This window comes from Methylobacterium sp. HJ2 (genome assembly GCF_056431005.1).
The window spans coordinates 944525-961137 of sequence record NZ_JBWJYM010000001.1; the positions used below are offsets into that span (position 1 = coordinate 944525).

The window sequence follows — 16613 nt, forward strand, 5'->3', positions numbered from 1 at the left end:
GCCATGACCGACCGCAACCGCGTTCCATCCGCCGACGTCGCGACCGGCCCCTCCGACGCCGACGCGCGGATCCGCGCCGCATCGCGCGCGGAGATGCTGAAGGAGACCCTCCAGCTCGGCCGCTACTCCGCCTTCACCCAGGCCGCGGTCGTGCTGACGCTCGCGGCGATCTTCTGGGACATCGCCTCGCAGGCCTACCTGTCCGGCCTGGCCGCGGCGGTGACGGCGCTCTGCGCCGCCGCCTTCGCGGCGATCCGGCGCTATCGCGACGGCGTCGGCGAGGGCGACGGCCGCCCCCCCGCACGCGAGGCGTTCCGGGTCCTGCGCCTGCTCGCGTTCGGGCGCGGCCTCGCCTGGGCGACGATGCCCGCGGTCCTGCTGCCCAGCGTCGACAACGCCTACCGGGTGGTGGTCGGGGCCGTCTGCGCCGCCCTGATCTCGCATGCCTACGTCGCCGGCCCGGTTTTCTCGCTCGCGATCCTCTCCGTGCTGCCGGTGGTCGTCGGCATGTTCGTCGGGCTCGCCGGCTGCGAGGGCGTGGTCGGCCAGTATGTCGGGCTCCTGCTCACGCTCTACGCCACCTTCGTGTTCGTCAGCGCGCGCAGGCTGTGCCGGCACGCCTACCAGCGCATCCGGGACCGCGTGGTGGTCCAGGCGCAGAGCGAGACCATCGAGCTCCTGCTCAAGGATTTCGCCGAGGGCACCAGCGACTGGCTCTGGGAGACCGACAGCCTCGGCCGGCTCCGGCAATCCGGCCCGGCGATGGCCGGCCTGCTCGGCCTCGATCCCACCGCCCTGCGCCACCGCACTCTCCAGGGCCTGCTGCGCGACTTCGCCGACGCGGCGGGCACCGGCGCGGGCGTCGACGAGGTCGTCGCCGCCATCCAGGCCCGCACCCCCTTCCGCGACCGCACCGTCCGGCTCCGGGCGACGGAGGGCCGGCGCTGGCTGACGCTCAACGGCCGGCCCGTCTTCGACGGCCAGGGGACCTTCGTCGGCTACCGGGGCGTCGGATCGGACGCGACCGCGAGCCGCGAGGCGCAGGAGCGCATCGCCTTCCTGGCCGGTCACGACAACCTGACGGGGCTGCCCAACCGCGCGGCCTTCCAGGAGGCGGTGCAGGCGCTCTGCGATGCCGCCGCCACGGGCGCGGGGCGCCGGGGCGTCCTGTGCTACCTCGATCTCGACGGCTTCAAGGCGGTGAACGACGGGCGCGGCCATCTCGTCGGCGACCGGCTTCTCGCGGCGACCGCCCTGCGCCTGAGCGCGCTGTGCGGGCCCGACCAGACCGTCTTCCGCCTCGGTGGCGACGAGTTCGCCGTGGTCGCCGCGGGCGCGACGAAGGACGAGGCCGAGGCGCTGGCCCGGCGCATCGTCGCCGAGCTGCGCCTGCCGTTCCGCATCGACGAGGTGCGCATCGAGATCGGGGTGAGCGTCGGCCTCGCCTCCGTGCCCGACGATGCCATCGAGCCGTCGAGCCTGCTCTCGCGCGCCGATCTCGCGCTCTACGGCGCCAAGGCGGCCGGGAAGGGGCGCTGGCACAGCTTCGACCCGTCCCTCGAGGAGCGGGTGCAGCGCCAGCGCCGGCTCGACATGGACATGCGCGACGCCCTTGCGGCCGAAGAGATGGAGCTGCACTACCAGCCCCTCGTCGACATGCGCAGCGGCCGCGTCACCGGCTTCGAGGCGCTCTTGCGCTGGAACAAGCCCGATCACGGCTGGGTCTCGCCGGGCGAGATCATCCCCATCGCCGAGGCCACCGGCTTCATCGTCGAGATCGGGCGCTGGGCGCTCAAGCGCGCCTGCACCGACGCCCGCGCCTGGTCCGATCTCCGGGTCGCGGTGAACATCTCCTCCATCCATGTGCGCATGCCGACCTTCCACGACGAGGTGGCCGCCATCCTGCGCAAGACCGGCCTCGCGCCCGAGCGCCTGGAGATCGAGATCACCGAATCGGTCCTGCTCGACCACGGCCCCGACGTGCTTGAGAATCTCAAACGGCTGCGCGCCCTCGGCGTGCGCATCGCCCTCGACGATTTCGGCACGGGCTATTCCAGCCTGAGCTACCTGACCGAATTTCCGTTCGACAAGGTGAAGGTCGACCGCTCCTTCGTGCGCGACCTGCAGGGCCGCCCGGAGAAGGTCGCCGTGGTCGAGGCCATCGCCCGGATGGCGCGCGCCTTGTCGATGAACGTGACGGTCGAGGGCGTCGAGACGCAGCAGCAGCTCGACGTGCTGCGCGCCAAGCGCTGCGACATCGCGCAGGGCTTCCTCTACAGCCCCGCCCGGCCGGCCTCGGAGATCATCGACCTGATCGCGCGCATCGAGGCGGTCGCCTCGCCGGCGGTGGCGCGGGATCGCGACTGGCCGCGATCCGCCGCCCTCGCCATCGCCTGACCCACCGCAAGACCGTGATCCCGAGAACGGCTCCGATCAGGGTTTGCGGCAAAAACTATCATCCAGGCATCGTTCTGGACCTGAACTGTTGAAATGAAGTTTAATCCCTCATGCTAGTCGCTGTATGGCGCGCGGGCCGAGGCGGAACTCTTTTCAAACCCCGAACGACGCAATAACATGGGTTCGGTCCAGGCGTGGCGGGTGCGGTCGCGGCGCGGGTCCGTTCGTCGGCGCCGCCTCGGCGGCACGACCTCGTAGGCGGGAAGCGCGTCGTGTCGTGGGGAAAAGCCGTGTCGAGCCAGGCTGCGGGGGACGTCGCTTCGGATCTCGACCCGCCCCGCGCCAGCCGCGACCCATCGGCGCGACTGCCGCAGGCGATCAGCCCCGGCGCATGATCGCGGAGTGGGACAGCCGGTCCGGTGCGCCCCTCGCCGGCGGGACCGACGACGCCGTCGACGCGCATCCGTGGGTCGACGAGCCGGGACGCCTCGCGGCTCTGGCGGCCTATTGCATCCTGGGGACGCACCAGGAGGCGGCGTTCGACGCCATCGTGCGGCTGGCGACGCAGCTCTGCGGCACGCCGGTCGGCATGATCACGCTCGTCGCGTCCGACCGGCAGAGGTTCAAGGCGCGCGTCGGCATCGATCACGCCGAGACGCCGCTCGACCACTCGATCTGCGTGCATGCCCTGCCGGAGACGGCGCTGCTCGTCATTCCCGACCTGACGCAGGACCCGCGCACGAGGGGCAATCCCGCCGTGACGGGGCCTTCGGCGATGCGCTTCTACGCGGGGGCGCCGCTCCGGACGACGTCCGGTCACGGGCTCGGCACGCTCTGCGTCATCGACCGTGAGCCCCGCGACGGCGGCCTGACGGCGGCCCAGTCCGAGATCCTGCGGACGCTGGGCGAGCAGGTGATGGCCCTGATGGAAGCGCGGCGCGCCCTGAACGCCGAGGTGGAGGCCGTGGCCCGCCTCCGGGCCAGCGAGGCGTTCCTCACGGGCGTGCTCGCCGCGTCCCAGGACTGCATCAAGGTGCTCGACCTCGACGGCACCATCACCTTCATGAACGAACCGGGGAAGCGGGTTCTCGGGATCCGGGATTTCGGCGCCGTCATGGGCACGCCCTGGGAGCGATTCTGGTCGGAGCCGGAGGCCGCCCTGGTCCGGCAGGCGGTCGCGGCTGCGCGGGCGGGCGACGTCGGCCGGTTCGCGGCCTGGGCCGACACCCAGCTCGGCCTGCGCAAGTTCTGGGACGTGGTGGTGACCCCGATCCAAGGGTCGGAGGGACGTCCGGAGCGTCTCCTCGCCATCTCGCGCGATCAGACCGCGGCCAAACGCGCCGCGGAGCGGCAAGCGGCCCTGACCAGCCTCGGCGAACGGCTGCACGAGCTTTCGGACGCCGAGCAGGTCGCGATCCTCGCCGCGGCCACGGCCGGGGAGGCCCTGGGCCTGTCGCGGGCGGCCTACGGCGCCGTCGATCGCTCCGAGAACGAGATCCGCATCGACCGGGACTGGACGCGGCCGGGGCGGGCCAGCGTGGTCGGCCGCCATCGCTACGCGGATTACGGACGCTATGTCGAAGATCTGCGCCGGGGCGAGACGGTGATCATCCCGGACGTACGGACCGACCCGCGCACCGCCGCGAATCTGAGCGCCCTCGGGCGCTACGAGATCGGCGCCCTCGTCAACGTGCCGGCGATGGCCGACGGGCGCCTCGTCGGCGTCCTGTGCTTGCACGACGCGGCGCCCCGTGAATGGACAGCGGAGGACGTGGCCTTCGCCCAGGCCGTGGCCGAGCGCGCCCAACTCGCCATCGGCCGGATCACCGCGGAGGAGCAGCAGCATCTGCGCATGCGCGAGGTCGGCCACCGCTTCAAGAACCTCCTCGCCATGGTCCAGGCCATCGCCACGCAGACCATGCGCTCGGCCACCGACCTCGCGGCCGCGAGCGACGTCCTCGCAGGCCGGCTCGCCGCTTTGGGGCAGTCGCACGACCTTCTGCTCGACGGCGAGATGGCGAGCAGCCCGATTCGCGACGTGGTCGCGCGCGCCCTGCATGTCGGTGCGGACGCGACGTCCCGCTTCGACCTCTCGGGACCGGAGGTGCCGATCGGCGGGAAGGTCGCCCTGTCGCTCTCCCTGATGCTGCACGAGTTGGCGACGAACGCGGTCAAGTACGGAGCCTTGTCGAACGATGTCGGGCGGGTCGCCGTCGGATGGGAGGTCCACGGCGAGGGGGCGGGGGCGCGGCTGGACCTGACTTGGCGGGAATACGGCGGGCCGCCGGTCGCGCCGCCCGCGCGCAAGGGCTTCGGCAGCCGCCTGATCGAGCGCGGCCTGGCCGGCCAGGTCGGGGGCGTGGTCGCGTCCCGATATGCCCCGGACGGGCTCGTCTTCTCGGTCGAGGCGCCCCTGGCGGCCTTCCAGGTCGATGCCTGAGCCCGGAGAGCCGTCCGGCCGAACCCGCGGAACCCTCGGGCCCTCGCCCGAGATCCTGTCCGCGGATCCCGTGACCTCATAGGAGCGGCGGTCGTCCGCCCGTCCGCTCGGGTCGCGGCCGACGAAGCTGGATATCGCCCCGTGCCCGTCGACCCGTGGCGCCGGCGCGGATCTCGGCCAGCGCGCCGCCGCGCTCAGGCGAAGATCGGGACATCGCCGGCCAGCAGCGGCGCCACGGCGGCGTCCGTGGCGCGGTAACGGCGGGTGCCCGAGAGCGAGGGCCTGCCCCGTCGCCGGACGACCTCGCGCTCGAAGGCGATGAAGGCCTGCGCCCGGCCGTCCGGACCGAGGATCGGGCGCACGTCGATCTCGCACAGGTAGGGGGCGCCATCCTGGCGGTAATTCTGCAGGCAGCCGAGGAAGCGGCCCTCGGATGTCAGCAGCCGCGGAATGTGGCGCGTGGCCTCCCTGTTCGTGCCCGGCCCCTGCAGCAGCCGCGGCGAGCGGCCGACCACGTCCGCGACGGCGTATCCGCTGAGGCGGGCGAAGGCCGGGTTGGCGTAGAGCACGGTCGGGCCCGGCCGTTCCAGATCGATGTCCGTCAGCACCACCGCGATGTCCAGGGGTTCCGCGAACAGCCTGACCAAGCCGGCGAGGTCCATGGCACGATTCCTTCCATCTCCGACAGGCGGAAGCGTAAATCAGAGTTCGTTAAGGAATCTTTCCTCGGCAAAGACATGTTTGGCGCGGCGTGTGTTCGATTTAGTTCAGACATCTTAAATGCAGCCATCACCACAATGAAGCATCGTCCAAGACCGGCCAAGGTATAGCCGCCGACGGGACTCAGAAGACCTCAGGGGGTATCGATGTTCGACTTTCTCGGCGGCAGACGTAATGCCCGGTACGATCATGCGGCGCTGTCCGGCCTCGGCACCGCGATTGTGGGTCTCGACGCGCGGGCGATCGTCACCACGACGAATGCGGCGCTCGGCGACCTGCTCACCGCCTGCCCGGGCGGCCCGCGTCCGGACGACGTCGTCGGCCGGCACGTCGACAGCCTCTGGCGCGACGCCGCCGGGCAGAGCCTGGTCCCGACCGGCCTGGTCCGGCGCCACGCGGCCGTCGTGAGCCTCGGGGATTGCCGCCTCGACGTCGTCGTCACCCCCCTTCTCGAGGGCCCGACGCTTGCGGGCTACGTGCTGGAGTGGCGCGACGCGGCCGAGCGCCTGGAGCGCGAGGATCAGGCGCGCCGCCTGGCCGCCGTCGAGGCCTCCCAGGCCGTGATCGAGTTCGCGCCGGACGGCACCATCCTCACGGCCAATCCGGCCTTCCTCGCCGTCATGGGCTACGCCCTCGACGAGATCCGCGGGCGCCACCACGGCCTCTTCGTCGATGCCGCCTACCGCGACAGCCGCGACTACGCGGCCTTCTGGGACGGCCTGCGCTCGGGCCGCGCCGAGGTCGCGGCGTTCAAGCGGGTCGCCAAGGGCGGCCGGACCGTCTGGATCAAGGGCTCGTACAACCCGATCCGCGACGGGGCCGGCGCGGTCACCCGGGTGGTCAAGTATGCTACCGACATCACCGCCCAGACGGTGGAGGCCAACGCCCTGCGCGGGCAGGTCGACGCCATCCGCAGGTCGCAGGCCGTGATCAGCTTCGACCTGAACGGGCGGGTGCTGGAGGCGAACGCCAACTTCCTCGCCGCCGTCGGCTATGCGGCCGAGGAGGTCGTCGGGCAGCACCACAGCCTGTTCGTCGAGCCGGACCACCGCGCGAGCCCGGACTACGCCCGGTTCTGGGAGGCGCTCCGGCGCGGCGAGTATCAGGCCGGGCTGTTCCGCCGCCTCGGCAAGGGCGGGCGCGAGGTCTGGATCGAGGCGAGCTACAACCCGGTGTTCGACGCGGACGGGCGCCCGGTGCAGGTCACCAAGTTCGCCATCGACGTCACCGCCCAGGTCGAGCAGCGCGAGCAGGTCCGTCGCCTGGAGGAGGAGAGCACCCGGCAGCGCGTCGAGGCCGAGGCCCGCCACAAGGCGGGCCTGCTCGAGCTGGCCGACGCCTTCGAGCACACCGTCGGGACCGTGCTCGGGACCGTGGCCTCCGCGGCGACCGAGCTGCAGGCGACGGCCTCCAGCATGTCGGGCATCGCCACCGAGACCGCGCGCCAGTCGACGGCGGTCGCCGCGGCGGCGAACCAGGCCGCCTCCAACGTCAACACCGTCGCGGCCGCCGCCGAGGAGCTCGGCGCCTCGGTCAACGAGATCGGCCGGCAGGTGGCGGGCTCGGAGGACCTCGCGGGCCAGGCGGCCTCGGAGGCCGAGCAGACGGTGGCCCTCGTGCAGGAACTCAGCGAGGCCGTGCGCAAGATCGGCACAGCGGTCTCCATGATCTCGGCCATTGCATCCCAGACCAACCTGCTGGCGCTCAACGCCACGATCGAGGCGGCACGCGCCGGCGAGGCCGGCCGAGGCTTCGCAGTCGTCGCCTCCGAGGTCAAGGAACTCGCCAACCAGACGGCGCGTGCAACGGAGGAGATCACTGGCCACATCGGGCGCATTCAAGGAGCGACAGGCGGGGCCGTGGGCGCAATCGACAGCATCCGTCGACGCATCCAAGAGATTAACGGTGTCGCATCTTCGATTGCCGCGGCAGTGCAGCAGCAGGGCGCGGCGACTCAGGAAATCGTGCGCAACGTCGCCGAAGCCGCGACCGGCACGGCCGAGGTTACGAACAACGTCGTAGGGGTCGCCCGCGCGTCCGAGGAAACAGGTGCTGCGGCGACCCAGGTTCTCACGGCTGCGTCCGATCTCTCGCGCCAGTCCGAGCATCTGGGCGGCGAGGTCTCGCGTTTCCTCGCGAAGATCCGCGCGGCTTGAGGCGGTGACCGGGATTCGTCGTCCTGCCCTTTGATAGTTGGTCGCAGACGGCGCGGCGGCTCTGCGCCGCGCTCGACCGTCCCGCCCGTTCTGGTCCCGACATGGGACTAGAGCGTTTTCGGTTTAATCTGGTTCGTATCCTGCGGCAGCGAAGAAGTGGGCGCACTCGTTGGGTGTGACCGTGTCGATGAGCCAGCCGATGGCCGTCCACAGCCCCTCGACCGTGCGTTCGGCCGCCTTGCGCAGCAGCGCCTTGAGCTTGGAGAATGCCATCTCGATCGGGTTGAAGTCTGGCGAGTAGGGCGGCAGGAACAGCAACCGCGCGCCTGCCGCTTCGATCGCTGCGCGCACGGCCGGCCCCTTGTGGCTGCCGAGGTTGTCCATGACGACGATGTCGCCGGGGGCGAGTTCGGGCACGAGCACACGCGCGACGTAAGTTTCGAAGGCGTCGCGGTTGATCGGTCCATCGAGCACGAATGGCGCGGTGATCCCCGACAGGCGCAGGCCCGCGACGAAGGTCGTGGTCTTCCAGTGGCCGTGCGGCACGGGAGAGCGCAGCCGCTCGCCGCGCGGGCAGCGTCCGTGGGTGCGGGCCATGTTGGTCGAGGTCCAGGTCTCGTCGATGAAGACGAGGCGGGCTGGATCGAGAGCGGGCTGCCCCTCGAACCAGGCCTGGCGCGCGGCCTTCACATCCGGGCGGTCCTGCTCCGTGGCGTGGGCCGTCTTTTTTTGTAGGTCAGACCGCGCGCGTCGAGGAATGCCCACAGGGTACCCAGCCCGACCGTGAGGTCGTGCGCGTCCTTCAGGCGAGCGCGCATCTCCTCCAGGGTGATGTCGTCTGTCTCAGCGATCAGACCCCGTAGGTAGGCCTCGTGCGGGTCGAGCTTGGAGCGGCGGGCTCGCCCCTGCGGACGGGCTGCCACCGTCCCGGTCGTCGTCAGGGCGGCCATCCAGCGGATCGCCGTGGCGACGCCGACCCCGAAGCGCGCGGCCGCCTGTCGACGCGACGTCGCCCCGGCCGCGTCAACGACGCGTTCGCGTAGGTCCTGGCTGTAGGGTCGGCCCATGCCTCGCTCCTCATCGGGAGCGTACAATGAATCAGCCCTACACCGCTGCGTGAATTCCGCACGTCCGATTCAGCTCAGGCCAAAAACGCTCTAGAACGGGACGGAATCGCTGGCTTGAGTACGCTCTTGCTGGCCGACTTGCGGGAGTTCCCCGGACCGAACCTCGCCGTGCTCCACAAATAGGACGTCGGTTCGGCGACTGAGAGCTTGCCGCGTCTAGTTCGTTCGTTGTTCAGTGATACGATTCAGGTCGCTCACCGACGCTTGATCCAGGCACGCAGAAAACGCGATGCCTCGCAATTTTCGCCGTGTTTTGTGGCAGATAAATGGATCGCGATTTCCAATCTATTCTGATCGCCAGCATTAAAACAGCGACGGCTTGAAATTTTTCCGCGAAATTCGCAAGATGTAAGCAACGAGTAGAGGCCGTCTCGCTTGAGTTGATTGGGGTTGCGAGCCTCCCGGTCGCGCACGGGCCGTGCACATGCTGAGGTTTCGGTATCAGAAGGAGCTCGTCTCAAGGACAGACTACGCCTCAGGGGTCTTCTGCCGGCACGCCTCGGCGCATCAGGGCGAAGGCAGCAGCCAGCGCGCATCCCACGACAATGCCTGCTGTCAGATCGAGGATCACGGTCAGGCCGCAGGTAGCGAGCAGAATTGACGCCGTGTTCCGGGTTTTCAGAAGACGCGCGAATTCGGCCTTCTCGACCATGTTCCAAGACACGACCATCAGTACGCCTGCCAACGCTGCGAGGGGCACGAAGCCGGCGAGGGGCGCGGCGATCAGCATGAACAGGAGCAGGAACACGGCGTGCAACATGCCAGAAATCGGGCTCGCTGCCCCAGCTCGGATGTTGGTGGCAGTCCGCGCGATGGTGCCAGTCACACTGATTCCACCGAACAGGGCAGAGGCGACGTTGGCAAGTCCTTGCGCGACCAATTCCATATTCGAACGGTGGACGCGGTCGGTCATGCCGTCGGCGACCTTGGCCGAAAGCAGACTTTCGATCCCGCCCAGTAGCGCGAAGGCCAGCGCAGTCGGCAAGGTGTCGAGCAACCGCTGCAGCGTTATCTCCGGGAGCCGGGGCATAGGCAGATTGTTCGGCACCCCGCCAAAGCTCGTCGTCACGGTGGCAACGTCGAGGCGGAAGGCCCAGGTGAGAACGGAGGCGGCGGCGACGGCCACCAGCATGCCGGGCAAAGCAGGCTTCCAGCGCCGCAGGGCGAAGATCGTGATTGTGACCCCAGTGCCCAACACGAGTGAAGCTAGGTTTAGGCTTGGCAGCGCCGTCGCAAGGGCCACAAGCTTCGGGATCACCGGCCCAGGCTCTGAGCCCTCCAGCCGCAAGCCGCCGAGTTCTCGCAACTGACTTGCGAGAATCGTGCACGCGATGCCGGCAGTGAACCCTACCGTCACCGCATGTGGGACGTGTCGAATCAGCGAGCCAAGCCGGAGCACGCCGACAATGGTGAGGATTGCCCCCGAGAGCAACACGACTAGCAGCATACCGTCGATGCCGAAGCGGGCGACCGTGGTCGAGACGAGGACGATGAAGGCACCTGCCGGTCCGCCGATCTGGAATCGGCTGCCGCCGAGCGCCGAGACGAGAAACCCTCCGACAATGGCAGCGTAGAGTCCGCGATCAGGCGAGACCCCGGAGGCGACGGCAATGGCCATTGATAGCGGGAGGGCTACGATGGCGACGGTAAGCGCCGCCATGATGTCGCGGCGGAACGCAGAGGGTCCGTAACCCTCGGCTAGGACCGTGGCGAGCTTGGGCCTGTAGAGATGAGCAGTGGCGGCGCCGTTAGGCATAGGTCGTACGGGTCTCGCAGAACTCGATGGTGACGATGCTCCGGCATCCACGTTTCCAAAACGTCATGCTTCGCCTTAATCCATCGCAATCATGCAGGCGCGAGTGTCTTCGGGTCGAGCCGGAGTTTGTAAAGACCTACATCAAAGATGTTGCGCGTGCCCAGACCCGCTTGGCTCCCCTGCGGCGCAGTGCCTGATTGCGGAAGCGTGCGAGGCCCGGGATCGTTGCCTGGCTCATCTCTAATTGCCGTGACAAAACTCGAAGTGCTGAATTGGCAACGGTAGGATCCTGTATATAAAGCAAATTTTGTTCTGAAGCGAGACGAAAATCTCGTATTCGATTTTGCGTTGGCCAGCCTCGATTGCCTTTATCGGACACTCGCGGACACTCGCGGACACTCGTGGCCGCAGATGCATCCGTCGCACCCATGTCTCGAATCAAGTATCTGGCCTCGGTGAGAACGTTGTCGGGAGGGCTAGTTACCTGGCCGATGCACTCGCGAATAGTCCGGGCAGCCGCGATGATCTCGCGACTGGGCTTTTAATAGGGGTTGCTGGGTGGCTCAATCCTAAAATAAGACTACGCCTCGACCAAACCAGCCTCATCGGTGCCACTGAACTACGGTCTGCGCGTACTCGGCCCTGATCACGCGCAGAACTTCAGGTAGCTGCTCGTTCGGGAGGCACGCGACCGAGCGGAGTCGCTACGAGAGCCCGGTTGATCGAAATCAAAGCTCCCAGAGGGCGGCGATCTTAAGCGTAGGCATAGCCGATCCAGCGCGAGACGAATCGAGCGACCCATGGGTGCGACGCCATCATCCAAATACATGACAGAGGAAGAGGCCGGCCTGGGTATTTTTCTGCTCGTCAGCGCCTGCCTCTGCGCTTTGGCCTCCGCCCGTGCGGTTGACGCGCCGTTCGGCTTTCACATGGCATTGTTCACCCTCGCCGCGGTGACGGGAATCGCCGCGCTCCTCAAACGCTACGAAGGACGGCCGGTCCAGGCCATCCCGCAGGAGATCGACGGCAAGCCGAACTACAACCTCGGCCCGGTTAAGTTCGCGTCCGTTGCCGCGATGGCGTGGGGCATCGCCGGCTTCACTGTCGGCTGCATCATCGCCTTCCAGCTTTGGGCGCCCGCGCTCAACCTCGGGCTCGAATACACCACATTCGGGCGCCTGCGCCCGTTGCATACTTCGGCAGTGATCTTCGCATTCGGCGGCAACGTCCTCATCGGCACGTCATTCTATGTCGTCCAGCGCACCTGTCGGGCGCGGCTCGCGGGTGAACTCGCACCGTGGTTCGTGGTGCTGGGATACAATCTGTTCATCGTTATCGCCGGCACCGGTTACCTCATGGGCGTGACCCAGTCGAAGGAATACGCCGAACCGGAATGGTACGCCGACCTCTGGCTCACCCTTGTATGGGTCGTCTACCTGCTGGTGTTCCTCGCGACGATCGGGAAGCGGAGCGAGCCTCACATCTTCGTGGCGAACTGGTTCTACCTAGCCTTCATCGTGACCATCGCGATGCTGCACGTTGTCAACAACTTGGCCATGCCGGTGAATCTCCTCGGCTCCAAATCCTACCCGGTTTTCGCGGGCGTGCAGGATGCCCTGATCCAGTGGTGGTACGGCCACAACGCGGTGGGGTTCTTCCTCACCGCCGGCTTCCTTGCCATCATGTACTACTTCGTCCCGAAGCGCGCAGAGCGGCCGATCTACTCCTACCGCCTGTCGATCATCCATTTCTGGGCGCTGATCTTCATGTATATCTGGGCAGGGCCGCACCATCTGCACTACACAGCACTGCCCGACTGGGCGCAGACGCTCGGTATGACCTTCTCGATCATGCTGTGGATGCCCTCCTGGGGCGGTATGATCAACGGTCTCATGACGCTGTCGGGTGCCTGGGACAAGCTTCGAACCGACCCCATCCTGCGCTTCATGGTGGTGTCGCTTGCGTTCTACGGCATGGCGACGTTCGAAGGTCCGATGATGGCCATCAAGGCTGTGAACGCCCTCTCGCACTATACGGACTGGACCATCGGTCACGTGCATTCCGGCGCGCTCGGCTGGGTCGCCTACATCTCCTTCGGCGCCCTCTACTGCCTCGTGCCCTGGTTGTGGAACCGGCGTGAGGTCTATTCCCTGAAGCTGGTGGAATGGCACTTCTGGATTTCGACGCTCGGCATCGTTCTGTACATCACGTCGATGTGGGTCGCAGGTATCATGCAGGGTCTGATGTGGCGCGCCTATAACGCTCTCGGCTTCCTCGAATACTCCTTCGCCGAGACGGTCGAGGCGCTGCAGCCCTACTATCTGGTCCGGGCGCTCGGCGGGGTCCTGTTTCTGACCGGTGCGCTGATCATGGCCTATAACCTCGCCATGACCATCGCGGGCAGGACGGCCGCTGAGAGCGAGCCCTTACCCGCCGGCGCCACCCGCCCAAATCCCACCAGTCTCGCCCCGGCGGAGTGAAGAACGCTCCGGGCCGCCCGTACCCGTCAGCCCCGTGCTCCCGCTCGCTACATCACGGAATAAGACCGATGGCCACCGCCCCGCCCGGCCTCTGGAAGAGGCATGAAATCTTCGAGAAGAATTCAATCCTTCTGCTCATCTGCGCGCTCTTCGTCGTGGCCATTGGTGGCCTCGTGGAGATTACGCCGCTCTTCTATCTCAAGAGCACCGTCGAGAAGGTCGAGGGCATACGTCCCTACACGCCGCTCGAACTCGCTGGTCGCAACATCTACATTCGCGAGGGCTGTTACCTCTGCCACAGCCAGATGATCCGACCGATGCGCGACGAGATCGAGCGCTACGGCCACTTCTCGCTCGCCGCCGAAAGCATGTACGACCACCCGTTCCAGTGGGGCTCGAAGCGGACCGGCCCGGACCTCGCCCGCGTCGGCGGCAAGTATTCGGACCCGTGGCACCGCGAGCATCTGAAGGACCCGCGCGCCGTAGTGCCGGCTTCAATCATGCCGGCCTACGCGTTCCTCGAACGACCCCTCGACGCCGACGCCATCGCCGACGACCTCAAGGCGAACCAAGCGCTGGGCGTACCCTACACCGACGAGATGATCGCGCTCGCTCGCACCGACCTGCGGGCCCAACTCGATCCCGATGGGGCGGGGGCTGTCGACCTACAGCGCCGCTATCCCGGCGCGACCGTTCGTGACTTCGGCGGCGACAAGGGCAGGCCCGCCGAGATCGACGCACTGATCGTCTACCTGCAGGTCCTCGGTACGATGGTCGACTTCAAGATCTACGAAGACAAGAAAAACCTGAGGTGAGCGCAGTGACCTACGAAAGTGCTGCCGCTTTCGCGCAGACCAGCGGACTCCTCTACTTCGTCGGCGTCTTCATGGCCGTCGCCATCTACACCTTCCGACCGCGCAACCGGGCCGGGTTCGACGCAGCGGCCTACCTGCCCCTGATCGAGGACTGACGCCGTGGCCGATACTGCCCAAACCGACAAGTCGACCTCCGGCCCGGAGACCACCGGTCACGAATGGGATGGCATCGCCGAGTACAACAATCCGCTGCCGCGCTGGTGGCTTTATACTCTGTACGCGACCATCGTGTGGTCCTTCGGTTACTGGGTCGCGTATCCGGCATGGCCACTTCTGAGCGGCTATACCGGCGGGGCGCTCGGCTATTCCCGACGCGAAGCCGCTCTGACTGAGGTCGAGGCAGTGCGCCGCGACCGCGACGCCCGCGGCCAAGCGCGGCTCGCCAACGCCACCGTCGGGGAGATCCGCGCCGATCCGGACCTGCTCCGCCTCGCACTCGCCACCGGAAAGGCGGCCTTCGGCGACAATTGTGCCGCCTGCCACGGCACTGCAGCGACCGGCCGGATAGGCTATCCCAACCTGCAGGACGACGATTGGCTGTGGGGCGGGACGCCCGAGGCGATCGAGCGGACCATTCGGTATGGCGCACGCTCGAGTCACGGCGAGACCCATAGCGGGGACATGCCGGCCTTCGGCCGTGACGGCGTCCTGAAGCGCGATGAGGTCGATGCAGTGGCGAGTTACGTGCTCTCGCTGTCGGGCAGACCGGGCGTCACAGGCGCGAGCCTGGAGAAAGGCGCCAAGATCTTCGCCGACAACTGCGCTGGCTGCCACGGCGAGAGCGCGGACGGAAATCCCGAGATGGGCGCGCCGAACCTCACCGACGCGATCTGGCTCTACGGGTCTGCGCCCGAGCAGATCGTCACGACGGTCACGAACGGGCGGAAGGGCGTGATGCCCGCCTGGGAAGGCCGTCTTGATCCGGCCACGATCAAGTCACTCGCCGTCTACGTGCACGGATTGGGCGGTGGCAGGTAGCGGTATTTCAGCCGGCTCGTCGAAGGCGGCCAAGGCGGCCGATGTGTCGCGGATCACGTTCAGAACCCACGGTTCCGAAGGTGGCTCCTCTCCCGGCTTGAGCGAGATCAAGGCGAACCGCCCGACGGCATTCTAACGACTTTGAGGCCGGCTCGCAGCTGGACGGAACCCAGGACCGATGTCGCGCACCAAACCCAGCCGGATGATCGAAAAGCCGACGCCGCGCCGCGTCGGCAAGTTCGGCGCCGCCGCCACGCGCACAGCCATCCCGGCGCTGAACGGATCGCTCTACGCCGCCCGGACCAAGATCCAACCGCAGGCGGTCCGCGGCGCTTTTCGCAGGATCAAATGGGCGTTGCTCGCGGTCACGCTCGGCATCTACTACGCCTTACCGTTCCTTCGGTGGGATCGGGGCCCAGCCCAGCCGTCCCAGGCGGTGCTGCTCGACCTCGACAGGGGGCGCTTCTACGCCTTCTCCATCGAGCTTTGGCCGCAGGACGTGACCTACGTGATGGGTCTCCTGATCCTGGCGGCCCTGACTCTGTTCCTTCTGAACGCGGTCGCGGGCCGGGTCTGGTGCGGCTACCTCTGCCCGCAGACTGTATGGACGGACCTGTTTCTGGCCGTGGAGCGGTTGATCGAGGGCGACCGACGCGAGCGGCTGAAGCTTGATGCCGCGCCGTGGTCGGTGGAAAAGATCGCGCTGCGGGGGATGAAGCATTCCCTCTGGCTCCTCATCGCTTGGTGGACCGGCGGCGCGTGGGTGCTCTACTTCGCGGACGCGCCCACATTGGTAGGCCAACTCGCGACCTTCCAGGCGCCAACGCCGGCCTACATCGCCATCCTGATCCTGACGGCGACCACCTACGGGCTCGCCGGCCACATGCGCGAGCAGGTCTGCACCTATATGTGCCCGTGGCCGCGCATCCAGGCCGCGCTCACGGACGAGCACGCCCTCAACATTCTCTACACGAGCGACCGCGGCGAGCCGCGCACGCCGGCGAAGAGGGCGGCGGCTTTGCGCTCGGCTGGCCAGCCGGCCGGTGATTGCGTCGACTGCTTCGCCTGCGTGGCCGCCTGCCCGGCCGGCATCGACATCCGCGATGGCCTGCAGATGGCTTGCATCCAGTGCGGCCTGTGTGTCGATGCCTGCGACACGGTGATGGACAAGCTCGGACGCACGACCGGGCTGATCGGTTACGACACGGAGGCGAACCGCCGGAGCCGGGCGGCCGGGAAGGAACCCATCAGCCGCATCATTCGGGCTCGCACGATTCTGTACTTGGCGCTCATAGCCGGCATCGGCGGTTTCATGCTCTACAGTCTCGTTACCCGAAGCTTCACCGGCCTGAGCGTCCTGCACGACCGCAGCCCGCTCTCCGTGACACTCTCCGATGGCTCGGTTCGCAACGGCTATACGGTCCACTTGAGTAACAAGCGGCCCGGAGAGCGACATTATTCCCTGGTGGTCGTCGGGCTGCCCGGCGCGCGGATCGAAGTTGTCGGCGGCGCGCCGGGCGACCTGCCGGTGCCATCTGACTCGACGCAGGAGTTTCGCGTCTTAGTCTTCGCCCCGGCAGGTGCCGAGTTGGCCGCGTCCGTCCCCCTGACCTTCTGCATCGCCAGCGCCACGGCAGACGAGTCGGCTTGCGCACGGGACAGCTTCAAGGCTCGATGATCATGC

At 67.5% G+C, this 16613-nt stretch carries 11 protein-coding genes; 8 read left to right on the plus strand and 3 right to left on the minus strand.

Annotated elements, in window-relative coordinates; all coding sequences use genetic code 11:
- Positions 1–3 precede the first annotated feature (3 nt).
- Positions 4–2397: a putative bifunctional diguanylate cyclase/phosphodiesterase gene (locus tag ACS5RC_RS04340; protein WP_478342575.1), complete on the plus strand. Its 2394-nt coding sequence runs from the start codon at positions 4–6 to the stop codon at positions 2395–2397.
- Positions 2398–2788: 391 nt separating this feature from the next.
- Positions 2789–4837, plus strand: coding sequence for a GAF domain-containing protein (locus tag ACS5RC_RS04345; protein WP_478342576.1), 2049 nt, complete (start codon positions 2789–2791; stop codon positions 4835–4837).
- Between the two features lie 194 nt (positions 4838–5031).
- Here ACS5RC_RS04345 and ACS5RC_RS04350 read toward each other — a convergent pair whose 3' ends face one another.
- On the minus strand, positions 5032–5499 hold the full coding sequence (locus ACS5RC_RS04350) for a PAS domain-containing protein (RefSeq protein ID WP_478342577.1): 468 nt from the start codon (positions 5497–5499) through the stop codon (positions 5032–5034).
- Between the two features lie 204 nt (positions 5500–5703).
- Between ACS5RC_RS04350 and ACS5RC_RS04355 the strand changes: the two genes are divergently transcribed.
- Complete coding sequence (locus ACS5RC_RS04355) at positions 5704–7713, plus strand: methyl-accepting chemotaxis protein (protein ID WP_478342578.1); 2010 nt, start codon at positions 5704–5706, stop codon at positions 7711–7713.
- Between the two features lie 123 nt (positions 7714–7836).
- Here ACS5RC_RS04355 and ACS5RC_RS04360 read toward each other — a convergent pair.
- Together ACS5RC_RS04360 and ACS5RC_RS04365 are read right to left on the minus strand one after the other, a co-directional pair.
- Positions 7837–8780 (minus strand): IS630 family transposase gene (locus tag ACS5RC_RS04360; RefSeq protein ID WP_478342579.1). Its coding sequence is split into 2 segments (ribosomal slippage): positions 7837–8444 and positions 8444–8780, totalling 945 coding nucleotides; the frame shifts between segments, so codons are not numbered across the junction.
- 535 nt (positions 8781–9315) lie between these two features.
- Entirely contained in the window at positions 9316–10596 is a 1281-nt protein-coding gene (locus tag ACS5RC_RS04365; RefSeq protein WP_478342580.1) for a SulP family inorganic anion transporter, read from the minus strand.
- Positions 10597–11396: 800 nt separating this feature from the next.
- Here ACS5RC_RS04365 and ccoN point away from each other — a divergent pair.
- The 5 genes from ccoN to ccoG all read left to right on the plus strand — a co-directional run bounded on the left by ccoN (position 11397) and on the right by ccoG (position 16607).
- Positions 11397–13076 (plus strand): cytochrome-c oxidase, cbb3-type subunit I, encoded by a 1680-nt coding sequence (gene ccoN, locus ACS5RC_RS04370; RefSeq protein WP_478342581.1) that lies wholly within the window; start codon positions 11397–11399, stop codon positions 13074–13076.
- Between the two features lie 68 nt (positions 13077–13144).
- Complete coding sequence (gene ccoO / locus ACS5RC_RS04375; protein WP_478342582.1) at positions 13145–13891, plus strand: cytochrome-c oxidase, cbb3-type subunit II; 747 nt, start codon at positions 13145–13147, stop codon at positions 13889–13891.
- Positions 13888–14046: a cbb3-type cytochrome c oxidase subunit 3 gene (locus ACS5RC_RS04380; protein WP_478342583.1), complete on the plus strand. Its 159-nt coding sequence runs from the start codon at positions 13888–13890 to the stop codon at positions 14044–14046. Before ccoO ends, ACS5RC_RS04380 begins: the two co-directional genes overlap by 4 nt.
- A 4-nt stretch (positions 14047–14050) precedes the next feature.
- Positions 14051–14929 (plus strand): cytochrome-c oxidase, cbb3-type subunit III, encoded by an 879-nt coding sequence (ccoP, locus tag ACS5RC_RS04385; RefSeq protein ID WP_478342584.1) that lies wholly within the window; start codon positions 14051–14053, stop codon positions 14927–14929.
- A gap of 178 nt (positions 14930–15107) precedes the next feature.
- Positions 15108–16607, plus strand: coding sequence for a cytochrome c oxidase accessory protein CcoG (gene ccoG, locus ACS5RC_RS04390; RefSeq protein ID WP_478342585.1), 1500 nt, complete (start codon positions 15108–15110; stop codon positions 16605–16607).
- The last annotated feature ends 6 nt before the right edge of the window (positions 16608–16613 follow it).

Bases quoted from the DNA above. Each gene is read 5' to 3' on its own strand.
- ccoN (WP_478342581.1), top strand. From the start codon at position 11,397: ATGGGTGCGACGCCATCATCCAAATACATGACAGAGGAAGAGGCCGGC.
- ACS5RC_RS04350 (WP_478342577.1), bottom strand. From the start codon at position 5,499: ATGGACCTCGCCGGCTTGGTCAGGCTGTTCGCGGAACCCCTGGACATC.
- ACS5RC_RS04355 (WP_478342578.1), top strand. From the start codon at position 5,704: ATGTTCGACTTTCTCGGCGGCAGACGTAATGCCCGGTACGATCATGCG.
- ACS5RC_RS04365 (WP_478342580.1), bottom strand. From the start codon at position 10,596: ATGCCTAACGGCGCCGCCACTGCTCATCTCTACAGGCCCAAGCTCGCC.
- ccoG (WP_478342585.1), top strand. From the start codon at position 15,108: ATGTCGCGCACCAAACCCAGCCGGATGATCGAAAAGCCGACGCCGCGC.
- ACS5RC_RS04340 (WP_478342575.1), top strand. From the start codon at position 4: ATGACCGACCGCAACCGCGTTCCATCCGCCGACGTCGCGACCGGCCCC.
- ccoO (WP_478342582.1), top strand. From the start codon at position 13,145: ATGGCCACCGCCCCGCCCGGCCTCTGGAAGAGGCATGAAATCTTCGAG.
- ACS5RC_RS04345 (WP_478342576.1), top strand. From the start codon at position 2,789: ATGATCGCGGAGTGGGACAGCCGGTCCGGTGCGCCCCTCGCCGGCGGG.